13 protein-coding genes are annotated in these 13542 nt (G+C 64.7%); 6 read left to right on the top strand and 7 right to left on the bottom strand.

Annotation, left to right across the window (positions count from 1 at the left end):
- Positions 1 to 22: 22 nt before the first annotated feature.
- On the top strand, positions 23 to 214 hold the full coding sequence (locus tag G520_RS24755; RefSeq protein WP_156876850.1) for a hypothetical protein: 192 nt from the start codon (positions 23 to 25) through the stop codon (positions 212 to 214).
- Here the strand turns inward: G520_RS24755 and G520_RS23835 are convergent.
- Both G520_RS23835 and G520_RS21285 read right to left on the bottom strand, forming a co-directional pair.
- The gene (locus G520_RS23835; protein WP_051228906.1) at positions 211 to 594 is read right to left on the bottom strand and encodes a type III secretion system chaperone family protein; all 384 of its coding nucleotides are present in this window, start codon (positions 592 to 594) and stop codon (positions 211 to 213) included. The genes G520_RS24755 and G520_RS23835 overlap by 4 nt on opposite strands.
- The gene (locus G520_RS21285) at positions 591 to 1514 is read right to left on the bottom strand and encodes a YopT-type cysteine protease domain-containing protein (protein WP_051228908.1); all 924 of its coding nucleotides are present in this window, start codon (positions 1512 to 1514) and stop codon (positions 591 to 593) included. Before G520_RS21285 ends, G520_RS23835 begins: the two co-directional genes overlap by 4 nt.
- 170 nt (positions 1515 to 1684) lie before the next feature.
- On the opposite strand from G520_RS21285, the gene G520_RS0103010 reads away from it, so the two are divergent.
- The 3 genes from G520_RS0103010 (at position 1685) to G520_RS21295 (ending at position 3839) form a co-directional block, all read left to right on the top strand.
- A complete protein-coding gene (locus G520_RS0103010) occupies positions 1685 to 2518 on the top strand; it encodes a helix-turn-helix domain-containing protein (RefSeq protein WP_028534374.1) in 834 nt (277 codons plus the stop codon).
- A gap of 34 nt (positions 2519 to 2552) precedes the next feature.
- Positions 2553 to 2870: a putative quinol monooxygenase gene (locus G520_RS23840; protein ID WP_051228910.1), complete on the top strand. Its 318-nt coding sequence runs from the start codon at positions 2553 to 2555 to the stop codon at positions 2868 to 2870.
- A gap of 96 nt (positions 2871 to 2966) precedes the next feature.
- Entirely contained in the window at positions 2967 to 3839 is an 873-nt protein-coding gene (locus G520_RS21295; RefSeq protein WP_051228912.1) for a DUF6920 family protein, read from the top strand.
- 394 nt (positions 3840 to 4233) lie between these two features.
- On the opposite strand, the gene G520_RS0103030 is transcribed toward G520_RS21295, so the two are convergent.
- On the bottom strand, positions 4234 to 5148 hold the full coding sequence (locus G520_RS0103030) for a LysR family transcriptional regulator (RefSeq protein WP_028534375.1): 915 nt from the start codon (positions 5146 to 5148) through the stop codon (positions 4234 to 4236).
- A 98-nt stretch (positions 5149 to 5246) separates the two neighbouring features.
- Between G520_RS0103030 and lysA the strand changes: the two genes are divergently transcribed.
- Positions 5247 to 6488 (top strand): diaminopimelate decarboxylase, encoded by a 1242-nt coding sequence (gene lysA, locus G520_RS0103035; protein ID WP_028534376.1) that lies wholly within the window; start codon positions 5247 to 5249, stop codon positions 6486 to 6488.
- Positions 6489 to 6503: 15 nt separating this feature from the next.
- Here the strand turns inward: lysA and G520_RS21300 are convergent, their stop codons facing one another.
- From G520_RS21300 to G520_RS21305, 4 genes are all read right to left on the bottom strand, one after another.
- Entirely contained in the window at positions 6504 to 6947 is a 444-nt protein-coding gene (locus G520_RS21300; RefSeq protein WP_051228914.1) for a hypothetical protein, read from the bottom strand.
- A gap of 129 nt (positions 6948 to 7076) precedes the next feature.
- On the bottom strand, positions 7077 to 8519 hold the full coding sequence (locus tag G520_RS0103045; RefSeq protein ID WP_028534377.1) for an efflux transporter outer membrane subunit: 1443 nt from the start codon (positions 8517 to 8519) through the stop codon (positions 7077 to 7079).
- Positions 8516 to 11614, bottom strand: coding sequence for an efflux RND transporter permease subunit (locus G520_RS0103050; RefSeq protein ID WP_028534378.1), 3099 nt, complete (start codon positions 11612 to 11614; stop codon positions 8516 to 8518). Before G520_RS0103050 ends, G520_RS0103045 begins: the two co-directional genes overlap by 4 nt.
- Entirely contained in the window at positions 11611 to 12744 is a 1134-nt protein-coding gene (locus G520_RS21305; protein ID WP_156876851.1) for an efflux RND transporter periplasmic adaptor subunit, read from the bottom strand. Before G520_RS21305 ends, G520_RS0103050 begins: the two co-directional genes overlap by 4 nt.
- A 128-nt stretch (positions 12745 to 12872) precedes the next feature.
- On the opposite strand from G520_RS21305, the gene G520_RS21310 reads away from it, so the two are divergent.
- The gene (locus G520_RS21310) at positions 12873 to 13511 is read left to right on the top strand and encodes a TetR/AcrR family transcriptional regulator (protein WP_051228917.1); all 639 of its coding nucleotides are present in this window, start codon (positions 12873 to 12875) and stop codon (positions 13509 to 13511) included.
- Positions 13512 to 13542: the final 31 nt, after the last annotated feature.

The raw sequence follows: 13542 nt of genomic DNA on the forward strand, positions 1-13542 counted from the left end.
CGAGGCGGAAGAAGGCTGGCAGATGCTGAACGCTCTACTCCAGGCACTGCATGAAGGGGCATTTGCTCCGCACACGCGCTCGACATGGAGGCACCACCATCTCGACGATTACTACCTCGCCGTGCGCAGGGACTGGGTGGGGGCAAGACCCGACAAGGCCGGAACGCCCCCCCTGAGCGGCGGCTCCGGCACCGGGCCGCCCCGCACACGCTAGAACCAGCCGCCTCTCGCCTTCTCCGTGGCCGCCGCGGGCGAGCGGTATCGCGCAACGCTGGCAGCGAAGTCGCTCACCCAGCACTCGAGCGCATGCTCGCTCAATCCCGCCAGCGGCTGCTGCGACCACAGGATCCATATGCCGTCGACCGGCGAGAGCACATGCGCCGGCCAATGGCGCCCGAACAGATTATCCGGCGTCACCGGCCCGCAATCTCCATCCAGCTCGTGGTAGAGAACCAGCCAGCGATCCTGGTACGCAGCCAGATAGACCCGCAAACCGTCGCCGCAGCGCAGGCTGACCATCGTCTCCTCGCAGGTGTCGAAGGCAAACCCGCTGCGCAGATGCAGGCGCAAGAGCAAATCGTCGAATAGGCTCATGCCGTCTCCACGCGCTTGAACTCGTGCACGGCGAAAGCTTGCCCCAGCCCCAGTTCCAGACCATAGCAGGAGCGGGGCCAGAATTCGCCCGAGAACCAGCGCCGGAAGGCGGCGTGATCGTCGAAGCGGAAATCGCCGAAGTTCGGGTCGAAAAAACTGACGCCTTGATCGATGTGAACAGCCAGGGTATGTCCGCAGTAGCGCCCCTGCAGCTGGACTTTCTTGTACAGCGCGTCCTCGCCGCGGCGCGCGAGCATGACATCGAGCAAACGGCGTGTCCCCTCGGCACCGGTCGTCCCTTCGATCAGGTTGCTGCCGCAGTAAAGCGCGGGCAGGGTTTCGGGTACGCGGCGCGCATGCAAGGGGCGAGGCAAGACACCGTTCAGCACCAGCCAGATCTCGGTGGCGTCGTCCTGCTCCGCGTCGCGGGCGACACCGGCCGACTGCAAGCGTTTGACCGAAACCAGGCTCTCCGGGCGCAGCCCCAACGCCCCCGAGCAGTGATAACGCTCTTGCCAGAGGCTGGAACCGCGCGAATGCGTTTCGATCCAGTGAGCCGCCAGCGCTTCGCATACGCCGGCCGAGGTTGCCTCGTCGCGCATGATTTCGTTCACGAATGGAGGCTGCGACTGCGAAAAGGCAAATACGACGCGTCCCCCGCCGTCCGCCACCGACGCGCGCACGGGGGCGACGCGGCTGGAGACGGCCAGATGCAGCATCCGGTCGAGCAGCATGCGAAAACGGAAGCGGCTAACCGGATCCCCCGCCGCCCCGCGTCCGCCGGAGGATGCGCAAGCGACGCGTTCGGGCCGCGCCGCATGCAGCAAGCGATCAAGGCGCGCGCGTGCCGCAAGATGAGGGGGGCCGCTGTTCGGTTCGACCGCAGTCGCAGCCTGGCACAGGAATGAAGGGGGCGGCATTGGGCGCACACTTGACGGCATCTCGGGCTCCATGAGGTATAGCCATCAACCCTAGGGCACAATAGCCGCCCATAACTATCGAAAACAGGCGCATTATTATCGAAATCACACCGTATGCCGGGACGCGCGCCAGCTGGGCCGATGCCGGATACCCGTAGCAGAACGCAGAAATGACAACACTCCATGCAGAACGGGACGATGCCAGGCAATGGCAGGCATCGCCCGACCCGCGGCTCGCCCCCTATATCGATCGATACTGGGGGCGCGATGGCAACATCGTCCTGCCCGGTAGGCTGCTGCCGGGTACCGGGGCGGAGTGCCTGTTCCATTACGCCGCCCCGGTCTTGCTTGACCACCGCGCCACCGCCCGCGCCGTCGTCATCTGCCCGCGCGCACGCGCGCCGGAGTTGAGCGCGAACGGTCGTGTCGGCTTTGTTGCCGTTCGTTTCCGCAGCGGCCGCTTGCGACATCTGTGCCCGCTCGCACTCGCCGAACTGCACGACCGTCCCTGGTCGGCCGAATCGCTCTGGGGCGAGTCCGCATCCCGGCTGGCCGACCGGATCGCGACGTCCGCGACGCAAGGCGAGCGAATCGCCGCGCTCGACGCCTTTTTTCTGCAACGGCTCGCGCGACATGAAGACCGCGCCGACGTCGGCTTCGACGCCATCCTCGACACGCTCTACTACGCTCCCGCCACCACGATAGAGCAGATCGCCCTGCATTCAGGCTGGACGCGTCGGCACATACTGCGCAAATTCACGACGCTATACGGTATCGCGCCCAAGCGCTTCGCCCGCCTGGCGCGTCTCAATCACACCATGCGCAGGCTGGCGCTCGACGCCGGGGCTTTGCCGCTGGATACCGCACTGGACATGGGTTATTTCGATCAGTCCCACTTCATACACGATACACGGGCCTTGACCGGCGCTACACCGTCGACCGTGCGCGGCTGGCTCGAGCACGGCGCCCATTTTTACAATCCACCATCGCGGCCACTGGCTTAAGCTGACGCCTCTTTCAACTGACCCCGGAGTCCGTATGTATCTGACTTGCATCTTCAACGTCCGCCCCGAGTCGCGCGACGCCCTGCTCAATGCATTGGCAAGCTTGGTCGAGCACTCGCATAGCGAGAGCGGCACGCTTCAGTACGAAGTTCTGGTCGACCGCGACGACGAAAACCGGATTATCGTCTTCGAACGCTATAGCGGCGCACCGGCGCTGCAGGCTCATCTCGAGTCCGCCGCGGTCAGCTCGACGCTCGCACGCTTTGATGAATGGCTCGACCGCCCGCCCCTGCTGATAAAATCCAAGCGCTTCGCCGGCTTCGTGCACTCGGGGCTGGATAATCAGATCTGAAATCGCGGCGGCGGCTGTCGGGCCGACAGCCGCCGCCGCAGACCGGATACTGCCGTTGGCGGCCAGAATAGCCGCCAAACCAAAGGGAGAGCACCATTGATCATTTCCATCCTGCTCGTCAGCGCGGCCTGCGCGGCAGCGCTTGCGTTTGGCGCCGTTCGCTGGCGGATCGATGCGCAGGCCCTGCGCGCGCAGCTGACCCGCGCAGGCCGCCCCCTGTCCTGCCAGACGATAGACTTCGCCGAGCTGAACGGTCTGCCGCCCCCGGTGCAGCGCTATTTCCGTACCGTATTGAAGGAAGGGAGAACCATGGTCGTCGGGGCGCAGGTCCGGCATGAAGGCCATTTCAATCTGGGCCGCTCCCGCTGGCTCCCCTTCCGCTCGCGGCAACAGCTTGTGACCCACCGGCCGGGCTTCGACTGGGATGCCCGCATTCGCATGCTGCCTGGCCTGACCGTATACGTCCACGATGCTTACGTCGCGGGCGAGGGGGTGCTTCATGCCTCACTGCTGGGTCTGCTGACGGTCGCCAGGATGGAAGGCAATCGCGACATCGCCGCCGGCGAGCTCATGCGCTTTCTGGCCGAGGCCGCCTGGTATCCGACCGCCCTGCTTCCAAGCCAGGGCGTACGCTGGCAAGCCGTCGACGATAGGTCGGCCCTGGCCACGTTCAGCGACGGCACACTCGCGGTCACCCTGCGTTTCGGCTTCGACGGCGAGGGCTTGATAGAGACGATAGAAGCCGACGCACGCGGCAGGGCCGAGGGCAAGACGATCGTCGCGATGCCCTGGCTCGGGCGCTTCTGGAATTATCAATGGCGTGATGGCATGCGGGTGCCGCTGAACGGCGAAGCCGCGTGGCGCCTGCCCACGGGAGTGCATCCGTACTGGCGCGGTCGGATATGCGCCATCGATTACCAGTTTGCGCAGCCCGTGCCGAAGTCCGACACAATCGCCCTGCAGACCTGACAGACAGAACGCCATGCCCTTGAGCGGGATGGGACCGGCCTCGAGTGCAGCAACGAATCGGGGCCAATCAGCGGCCCCGCCCGACATCGCCGCTCGTCCCCCCACCGACCGCCAATCGTCAAAATGGCGGCGCCGAGCCGTCCCCGGACGATCGAGAATCCCGTGCGCAGGCATCCCGAATTTCTCCATGATTGTCCGCCATGATCGCTTCGTGAATGTCATAGAACCGAAACGGAGCAGCAAATGATCTTACTCATCGTGTTCGGCGCGTTCGTCATGTGGGATGAAGTCGGCCAGTGGTGGCGTCAGCACCGCGCGCAACGGTCGGCAGCCCGACCGCGCGCAGGGGCGCAAGTCGCTTGAAGCCTGTCGTTTCTGCGTCTTGCCGAGAACCTCAGTCCCCGGCTTCCAGCCGCTGCCGGATATCCGCGGCTTCCTCGCACAGCGCGGCGGCCATGGCGGCGACCAGCGGGCTGGCCGGACGGTGCTCGGGCTGAATCAAATTGACGCAGAAGGGATACGATGCCGCCAGGGGGCGGATATGCAGATTGCGCCCGGCGAAATCGAGTGCCGTCAACGGGTTGACGATGGCCAGTCCAAGGCCGTTGCGGACCAGGCTGCATACCGATACCGCCGTCGGCGTCTCCACCACCTGCCGCCGCATTATCCCCCGTACGGCGAAGGCCTCGTCGATCTGCACGCGATACGGATCGCTGGCCGACAAACTCACAAAGGCCTGATCGGCAAAATCCGCCAGTTCAATCACGCGCCGCGCAAGCAGGGGGTGGCCATCGGGCAGCACGCAGACTTCATCGATTTCTAGCAGGCGGGTGAGCCGCGTGCCGGCCGGCGCCGCGCCCTGCTCGGTCAGCCCGAGATCGAAACGCTGCGCCGTCAGCCATTCTTCCAGAAACGGCGACTCCTGGGTCTCGATCGAAATCCCTGCCCCCGGGCAGGCGGCGGCAAAGCGCCGGCACGCCCCCGGCAGCAGCGAATGTGAAAACGCAGGCAAGGCGATAACGGAGACATGACCGCCGCGGTTCTCGCGCAAGCTCGCCAGTAGCGACGATACCCGCTCCATACCGACATAGACGCGCTGCACTTCTTCGAACAGGGTGATCGCCGCCACCGTCGGCCGCAAGCGGCCTTGCACCCGTTCGAACAAGGCGACGCCGCTCACATATTCCATGCGCGCAAGCTCGCGACTAACCGTCGGCTGCGACGTCGACAAAAGCTCGGCGGCACGGGTGACACTGCCTGTCGTCATCACGGCGCGAAAGACTTCGATAAGCCGGGGCGTTATTTCCATATCAGATATGAATTCACTTCTAAAAAAATAGCATTTTACCGCATGGCAATACCACGCCAAGATACAGACATCACTATTTGACGAAGACGCGCCGCACCATGTCCATTCCGCCCGAGCAGCTCAAGCAACTGATTCGCGAACACGGCACGCCGCTGTGGATCTACGACGCCGATGCCATCCGCCGTCGTATAGCCCAACTGCGCCCGTTCGACGTGGTGCGCTACGCGCAGAAAGCCAATTCCAATGTGCACATTCTGCGCCTGATGCGCGATGAGGGCGTGCGGGTCGATGCCGTTTCGCAGGGCGAAATCCAGCGCAGCCTCGCCGCCGGCTATCGCGGCGAAGACGACGGCATCGTCTTCACCGCCGACCTGATCGACCATGCGACACTGGCCACGGTCATCGAACACGGCATCGCCGTCAACGCAGGCTCGCTCGACATGCTCGAGCGCGTCGGACTCAATGCGCCCGGCCACCGCGTCTGGCTGCGCATCAACCCGGGCTTCGGACACGGCCATAGCAACAAGACCAATACCGGCGGAGAACACAGCAAGCACGGCATCTGGCACAGCGATGCCGCGCGGGCGATCGAAATCATCGAGCGCCACTCGCTGCAGCTGGTCGGCATTCATATCCATATCGGTTCCGGCGTCGATTACGAGCACTTGGCGCGCGTATGCGGGACCATGACCGAAACCGTCAAGCGGCTCGGACACGATATCGAGGCCATTTCGGCCGGCGGCGGCTTGTCGGTCCCCTACCAGGACGGCGAGCTCGAAGTCGACGTCGAGCATTACTTCCATCTATGGGACGGCGCACGGCGCGAGATCGCACAACACCTCGGGCATCCGGTGCGCCTGGAAATCGAACCCGGCCGTTTCCTGGTCGCTCAATCCGGGCTGCTCGCGAGCGAAATTCATGTGGTCAAGGATACGCCGGCCCATCGTTTCGCCCTGGTCGACGCGGGATTCAACGACCTCGTGCGCCCCTCGTTCTATGGCAGCTACCACGCCATCACGCTCCTCGCGCACGACGACGAGGACATCGGCAAGCGCCCCGAACGGATGGTGGTCGTGGCCGGCCCCTTGTGCGAATCCGGCGATGTCTTCACCCAGAAGGCCGGCGGGGCGATCAGCGGGCAGCGCCTGCCCGAGCCTCGCGTGGGCGATTACCTGCTGTTGCACGACGCCGGGGCCTATGGCGCCTCGATGTCATCGAACTACAACAGTCGCCCGCTCGCACCCGAAGTGCTCGTCGAGAACGGCGCGGCACGCCTGATACGGCGGCGCCAGACACTGGGCGATCTGCTCGCGCTCGAGACCGGGTCCGACGCGCGCTAGGACACGGGACGGGAGTCAGATGGCGACGGGGTGGCTCTCGATATCCTTGCGCCAGTCGTCGTTGAGCACGACGGCAAACGCGCGTCCATCCGCGCGGCCGACAAACTCCAGGCCATAGGACTGCGGCCTGGCCGCAACGATCTGCCCCGCCGCAACCGGCACCTGCTCGAGTTCGTAGCGGGTCACATAGAGATCCAGCTTCTGCCTCTCGGCCGTCAGCGGGGCCAGTTGCATCCGCACCCAGCCCGGGCGGCCGTCTGCGTCGGCGACGGCCAGCACTTTATACTCTCCGCCGGCATTCTTGATCATATCGGCCGAAGAATTGCTGCTTCCGGCCGCGCTGCCGGAAACAGCGGCCAGCGATGCGCCTATGCTGGCGGAGACGACGGTAAGCGATGCCGCCTGGCACAGGGCCGAAGGCAGCAGGCATGCTGCCAGAATCCATTTCGTTTTTAGCATGAACCTTCTATCCTGAGTTTTTCGATCCGACGTCTTGCTTCTTCGTTGGCACCACGGAACGGCGTTCCGCTCCCATTCATCCCATTCGGCATATCCTACCAAGAACAGGCGCACGCTGCTGCAGCCGGATCACTCCGGCAGTGGGGCGCCCATGGCATTGAACAATGCCGCACTGTCCGACAGGCGTTTTGCCTGTGCCTCGCTATACTGCAGCCTGAGCGCCAGCCAGGACTGCTCGGCGCTGCTGCAGCTATCGCGGGAGGCCGCGCCGAGCCGGTAGCGTGCGAGGCTGTTGCGCCAGAGCTGTTGCAACTGCCCATCTTGTTGCTCGAGCAGCGCCACCGTCCGGGCATCGTCCTCCAGCGCGGCAAGCGTATCCGCCACATTACCGAAGGCCGACAGCACCGTTTGCCGGTATTGCGCGAGCGACACCCGATAGAGTTCGCCTGCCTGCTCGCTGCGCTCGCTCAAGGCCCCGCCATTGAAGATCGGCTGCGTCAAGCTGGCCCCCATCCCCCAGATAAGATTGGCCGGCGAAGCCAGGTCGGACCAGTTATACCCGCTGCGCCCCATAGACGCCGAAAGCGTGAGCGAGGGAAACCGGGCCGCGCGGGCGGCGCCGGCCTGATCGGCGGCAGCGCGGACGGCAGCGGCGGCGCCCCGGATATCGGGGCGCTGCTGCAGCAAGCGGCTGGGCAAGGTCAGCGGCAGTTCCGGCGGCAGACGCAGCTGCGAGAGAGAAAGCGGCGGCGGAGCCTGGTCGGGCGAGCGCCCGAGCAAGAGGGCGAGCGAATGCCGCGTCGTGGCCAGCTGCATGTCGAGTGCGCTCAATCTCGCCTCGTCGGCCGCGAGTTGCTGTCGTGCGCTCAGCACCGGGTCTTGCGCCACCGCACCGAGCGACCGCCTGGCCTCCGTCCATCCGGCCAACTGCCGCCCGACTTCAAGCTGGCGCCGCAGGATCTCCCGCCGGTCGGAGAGACTGGCGAGCTGGATCGCACCGGTCACAATATTCGCCACCACCCCCTGCCGTGCCGCTTGCAACTGCCACGCCTGCTGGTCGACCTGGCTCGCCAGGGCTCGGTTGGTCTGGAATGCCTGCCCGAAAAAATCGAAGGTATAGCTCGCCGTGAGCTCAGCGGTATAGATCGTCTCCAGCGAGGTCGGTTCCGGGAATACCGGCAAATTCAGCGACCGCTGACGGACAGGAGAAAAAGAAGCATTGACCGTCGGCATATCGGTGGCGCCCTGACTCGCGCGCAGCGCGTGGCGCGCGGCCAGCCACTGGTGGCGCGCCTGTTCCACCGTCTGACTGTGTTGCAAGCCCTCGGCCACCAGCGCATCCAGCTCCGGCGAGCCGTAGGCCTGCCACCAATTCGCACCGGCCTCGGCCCCGGTCGTCAGCCGCTGCGCCCCCACCCGTACGGAGCCCAGCTCGGACGCTTCGGCTTGCCCCCGATAGCGGATCGGCGCGGTATCGGCAGGCAGGGCGGGCGGCGGGAATACGTGAGCACAAGCCGACAAGACAAGCAGCGACGGCAACAATACCGCCGCCCTCAGATAACACGGTTTCATGACGATTCCTCCGCCGTGGGTGGACGCCGTACGCCAAACCAGATCGCGTAAAGCGCGGGCAGGTAGAACAGCGTCAGGACGGTCGCAGTCGTGATCCCCCCCATCAGGGCCGTGGCCATCGGGCTGAAAAAATTGCTGGCCAGAAGCGGGATCAGCGCCAGCACGGCGGCGGCGGCCGTCAGCATGATGGGCCGAAAACGGCGCACTGCCGACTCGACGATGGCATCGAAGCGCTCGTGTCCGCTGCGGATATCCTGCTCGATCTGATCCACCAGAATCACCGAGTTGCGCATGATGATGCCCGCCATCGCAATGATGCCGAGCATGGCCACAAAGCCAAGCGGCACGCGGAACAGCAGCAGCGCCGGAATCACGCCGATCAGCCCGAGCGGGGCTGTCAGCACCACGATCGATACCAGGCTGAAGCGCTGCAGCTGTATCATCAGCAATAGCAGAATCGCCGCCACCAGCAGCGGCAGCTGCGCAACGATGGATGCATCGGCCTTGGCGCTGGCTTCGACCGCCCCCCCTATCTCGACCCGATAGCCGGGCGGCATGCGGCTGCGCACCCCGGCCAGTCCCCGGTCGATGGCATGCGTGGCGTCGATGCTCTGCACGGCGGGCGCAAGATCGGAGCGCACCGTTATCGTCGGCTGCCGATCGCGCTCGCGAATCACAGCATATTCGAGGCCATAACGCATCTGCCCGAGCGCGGCCAGCGGGATTGCCCGCCCCTCGCCCGCAGGCATGGACAAGTTGATGATACGCGCCGGGTCGGCGCGCTGCCCGGCGGGCGCGCGCACCTCGATGGCGATCAGTTTGTCGCCTTCGCGCAACTGACCCACGGTATAAGCGCTGAGGGTCATCTGTAAAAAGTCGGCAATATCGCGCGACGACACATTCAGCGCCCGCGCCTTGTTCTGATCGATTTCGAAGCGCATCGAGCGTTCACCCGGCTCGTCCCAGTCGAGCTGGATATTGCGGGCATCCGGATTTTGACGGATCACGGCCGCTACCTTCAGCGCCTGCTCGCGCACCACCCGCGCATCGGGGCCAGAAACACGGAACTGCACCGGGTAGCCGACAGGAGGACCGGTTTCCAGACGGCTGGTCCGTGTACGGACCGCCGAAAACTGCTGCGGCAGCATGGCGTCTAGCCAGGCGGCCAGCTTCTCGCGATCGCGTACCGACTTGCACGTCACCACGAACTGGGCAACGTTGTCCGCCGCCAGCTGCTGGTCGAGCGGAAGATAAAATCGCGGCGCGCCTTCGCCCACAAAGTCGATGTAGTGGTCGATTTCAGGACGCCGCGCGAGATAGGTTTCCAGCTTGCGGACCTGAGCCAGCGTCGCCCGATGCGAAGCGCTATCGGGCAAGGTCATGTCGATCAACAGTTCGGAGCGGTCGGAACTCGGAAAAAACTGCTGCCGAACCAGCGGTGTAGCCAGCAAGGTTGCGCCAAACAGCAACACGGTCGCCAGCAAGACCTTGCCCTTGTGGTCGATACAAAGGCCGACCCAGCCGCGAAGGCGGCGGTAGAAGGGGGTGTCGTAGACGCCGGTTTCACCGCCATCGTGCCGGCCGGCAGACGGTGCCGGCAGCAGGCGGTAGCCGAGCACCGGCACCACGATCACCGCCGCCAGCCACGACACCAGCAGGGAGATGGCAGAGACTTCGAAGATGGAGCGCGTGTATTCGCCGGTATCCGACTGCGCGAGCGCAATCGGCAGGAAACCGGACACCGTGACCAGGGTGCCGGTCAGCATCGGAAAGGCCGTACTGACATAGGCAAAAGCGGCAGCCTGCGCCCGGCCCAGTCCCTCGCGCAGTTTCACCGCCATCATCTCGATCGCGATGATGGCATCGTCGACCAGCAAGCCCAGGGCCAGGATCAGGGTGCCGAGCGAGACCTTGTTCAAACCGATGTCGAACACGCGCATGCACAGCACGGTGACGGCCAGCACCAGCGGAATGGTGATGACCACGATCGTACCGGTGCGCAGCCCGAGGCTGAACAGGCTGACCGCGAGCACGATCGCGACCGCTTCCCCCACCGCCTCGACAAACTCGTCGACCGAGGACTCGACGACCTGCGGCATGCTCGCCACTTCACGCAGTTGCAGACCGGCCGGCAATTGTTCTCGCAGCGCACGCACTTTTTCGTCCAGCCCGCGCCCGAGATCGGTGACATTTCCGCCCGGCGCCAGCGAAACGCCGATGCCCAATGCCGGGCGCTGCTGATAGCGCATCTCAGGACCGGGAGGATCCGCATAGCCACGCTCGATGCGCGCGATATCGCCAAGGCGGATGGTCTTGTCGCCGACGCGCAACAGCACCCCGGCCAGCTGCGCCTCGCTGCGCAACGCGCCGTCCGGACGCAGATACACCTTGTCGTCCGGCGTAGTCACCAGACCGGCGGCAAGCAGGGTATTCTGCCCGGCGATGGCGGCCGCCACCTGCTGCAGCGACACCCCGAGGCGCGCAAGCCGCTGGTTGTCGATTTCAAGATGAATGCGCTGCTCCTGATCGCCGAAGAAAGTCACTTTGCCGACATGCGGCACGCGCAGCAGTTCGGTACGCAGCTGCTCGCCATAGTCATGCAGTTGCGCCGGACTGAAGCCATCCCCCTGCAGCACGAATAGATTGGCGTAGACATCGCCGAACTCATCATTGAAAAACGGACCCTGTACCCCATCCGGCAAGGTGGCCGCCATATCGCCGACTTTCTTGCGGATCTGGTACCAGCTATCGGGCACCTGGGCGGGGCGCGTGCTCTCTTTCAAGTTGACGAACAACAACGACTCGCCGGGTCGGGAAACGCTGTTGAGAAAATCCAGCCCCGGGATTTCCTGCAACGTGCGTCCGATGCGGTCGCTCACCTGCAACTGCATCTGGCGCGCGGTCGCGCCCGGCCATAGCGTCCTTACCACCATCACCTTGAAAGTGAAGGGGGGATCTTCCGAACGGGACAACTTGCCATAGGAGGCCATGCCGAACAGCGTCGCCAACAGCAGGATGAAAATCACCAGACCCTGATGGCGAACGGCCCAGGCCGACAGGTTGAATCCCGCGCCCCCGTCTTCGCGTCCGCTCATGATTGCCCCTGGGCGTCGCCGCCATCGAGCGCCACCGACGGCGGATCGACCGGACGAACGCGCTCGCCCCGATACACATTGTGCACGCCCGCCATGACGATGCGCTCGCCGACCTTCAGACCATGGGTGATGAGCACCTCGTTCATCCGGTATTCGCCGACATCGACCGCACGCAATTCCAGTCGGCCGGTGTCCGGCCCGATCACCCACACCGCCGATTTATCCCCCTGATGAAACAACGCGCTCACCGGCACCCGCACCCGCCCGCCCCCCTCCTTCTCCGCCGCCGCCAGCCATGCCGACATGCCAGGGCGCACCCGCGCATCAGGGTGCAGCACGGTCAATTTGACGCGATAGCTGCCGCTGAGACTGTCTTCATGCCCGGCGACTTCACGCACTTGGGCCGGCCACTTGACGCCCGGCCACTCGGGCAGCCGCAGCATGGCCAGTTGCCCGGGCTGCCAGCGCGCACGATCGCGGGCGGACACATCCAGCACGGCATCGATATCGGGCGTCCAGGCCAGGGTATACACCGCCTGCCCCGCTGCGACCACCTTGCCGTTGTCGGCATTGTCGGCGGTGATCAGTCCGTCGTGCTCGGCCACGAGCCGGTTGTAGCCCAGCGCATTGTTCGACTGCGTCAGTTGGGCGGCAGCCTCGCGCTCCGCGGCGGCGGCGGCGGCCTGATTGTCCTCGCTCTGCTCGAGCTGCGAGCGCGCGATCAATTCCTGCCGCATCAGCGCCACGTCACGTTGCAGCTGCTGACGGGTAAAGTCGAGTCGGTGCCGGGCGGCTTGCAAGGCCGCCTGGGCGCCGAGCACCTGCTGCTGCGCGTCGGCGGGATCGAGCCGGGCCAGCACCTGCCCCTTGCTGACACGATCCCCGACCTTCGCTCTGCGCTCGACGATCTTGCCACCGACCCGGAACGCCAGATCGGTGCTGTAGCGTGCCTGCAAGCGGATAGGCCATTCTCCGGACGACCCGCCATCGACCGGCTGTACCAGAATGGCGGTCACAGGCGGGATGACGGAAGCCGGTGCAGGTGCCCGGCCGCACGCGACGAGCCCGGCAAGCAATAGCGTCAGACCGGCGCAGGCCTGGAAACGGCGGCGCATGGATCGAATGCTCACGATGAGATTCCCGAGTCGAGTTGAGATACATAAATAAATTCAAATACAAGTATGTATTACAATACATGTATGAATTAAATTTGGCAACGAATCGCATCGCACCTGGGACCGTGTGCTACCATGCGGCCATGAACGCCAAACGCCTTAGCCGACAAGAAAGCCGGGACCTGACGCGCGAACAGCTGCTGGATGCGGCACAGAAACTGGTCGCCGAGCAGGGGCTCGCCGCCACCAGTGTCGAAGACATCGCCAGCGAAGCCGGGTTTTCCCGCGGGGCTTTCTATTCCAACTTCGCCAGCAAGAACGATCTGTTTATCGAGATGCTGCGCCGCGACCACGAGAAGAGCATTCGCGACTTTGCCGCGCTGTTCGCGAGCGACATCCCGGGCGAGGCCTTGCGCCAGCAGGTCCGGGAGTTGTTCAGCCATCTCTACTCGGACGACTGCAGCTTCATGAACTGGACCGAAGCACGTTTGCTGGCCGTACGCGACGCCATGTTTCGCGACAAGTTTGCCGTGCTCGAGCGCGAAACCCAGAGGCAGATCACCGGCCTGATCGAGGCCTTTTACAAGGCGACCGGCATGGTCCCCCCTGCCGACGGGCAGACCATGGCCCTTGGCATCATCAGTCTGATCGAGGGCATGCAACTGTATATGCTGTCGAGTCCGGATGCCGAACCCGCAGCAGCGCACAATGTCCTCGCCCTGTTCATCGATGCCTTGATGCGCGCTTCGTTTACACCCGGTGCGGCCGATCCGGCACCCTAAGCGCCGAGGGCGCGACAGGCGGCGGGAGAAA

The sequence above is a fragment of the Paludibacterium yongneupense DSM 18731 genome, assembly GCF_000422925.1.
In the GTDB taxonomy this organism is placed as follows: Bacteria; Pseudomonadota; Gammaproteobacteria; order Burkholderiales; family Chromobacteriaceae; genus Paludibacterium; species Paludibacterium yongneupense.

Coding starts and splice junctions, on each gene's coding strand:
- G520_RS0103050 (WP_028534378.1), bottom strand. CDS start 11,614: ATGAGCGGACGCGAAGACGGGGGCGCGGGATTCAACCTGTCGGCCTGG.
- G520_RS23840 (WP_051228910.1), top strand. CDS start 2,553: ATGTATCTGACTTGCATCTTCAACGTCCGCCCCGAGTCGCGCGACGCC.
- G520_RS0103030 (WP_028534375.1), bottom strand. CDS start 5,148: ATGGAAATAACGCCCCGGCTTATCGAAGTCTTTCGCGCCGTGATGACG.
- G520_RS23835 (WP_051228906.1), bottom strand. CDS start 594: ATGAGCCTATTCGACGATTTGCTCTTGCGCCTGCATCTGCGCAGCGGG.
- G520_RS21310 (WP_051228917.1), top strand. CDS start 12,873: ATGAACGCCAAACGCCTTAGCCGACAAGAAAGCCGGGACCTGACGCGC.
- G520_RS24755 (WP_156876850.1), top strand. CDS start 23: ATGCTGAACGCTCTACTCCAGGCACTGCATGAAGGGGCATTTGCTCCG.
- G520_RS21300 (WP_051228914.1), bottom strand. CDS start 6,947: ATGCTAAAAACGAAATGGATTCTGGCAGCATGCCTGCTGCCTTCGGCC.
- G520_RS0103010 (WP_028534374.1), top strand. CDS start 1,685: ATGACAACACTCCATGCAGAACGGGACGATGCCAGGCAATGGCAGGCA.
- G520_RS0103045 (WP_028534377.1), bottom strand. CDS start 8,519: ATGAAACCGTGTTATCTGAGGGCGGCGGTATTGTTGCCGTCGCTGCTT.
- G520_RS21285 (WP_051228908.1), bottom strand. CDS start 1,514: ATGCCGCCCCCTTCATTCCTGTGCCAGGCTGCGACTGCGGTCGAACCG.
- lysA (WP_028534376.1), top strand. CDS start 5,247: ATGTCCATTCCGCCCGAGCAGCTCAAGCAACTGATTCGCGAACACGGC.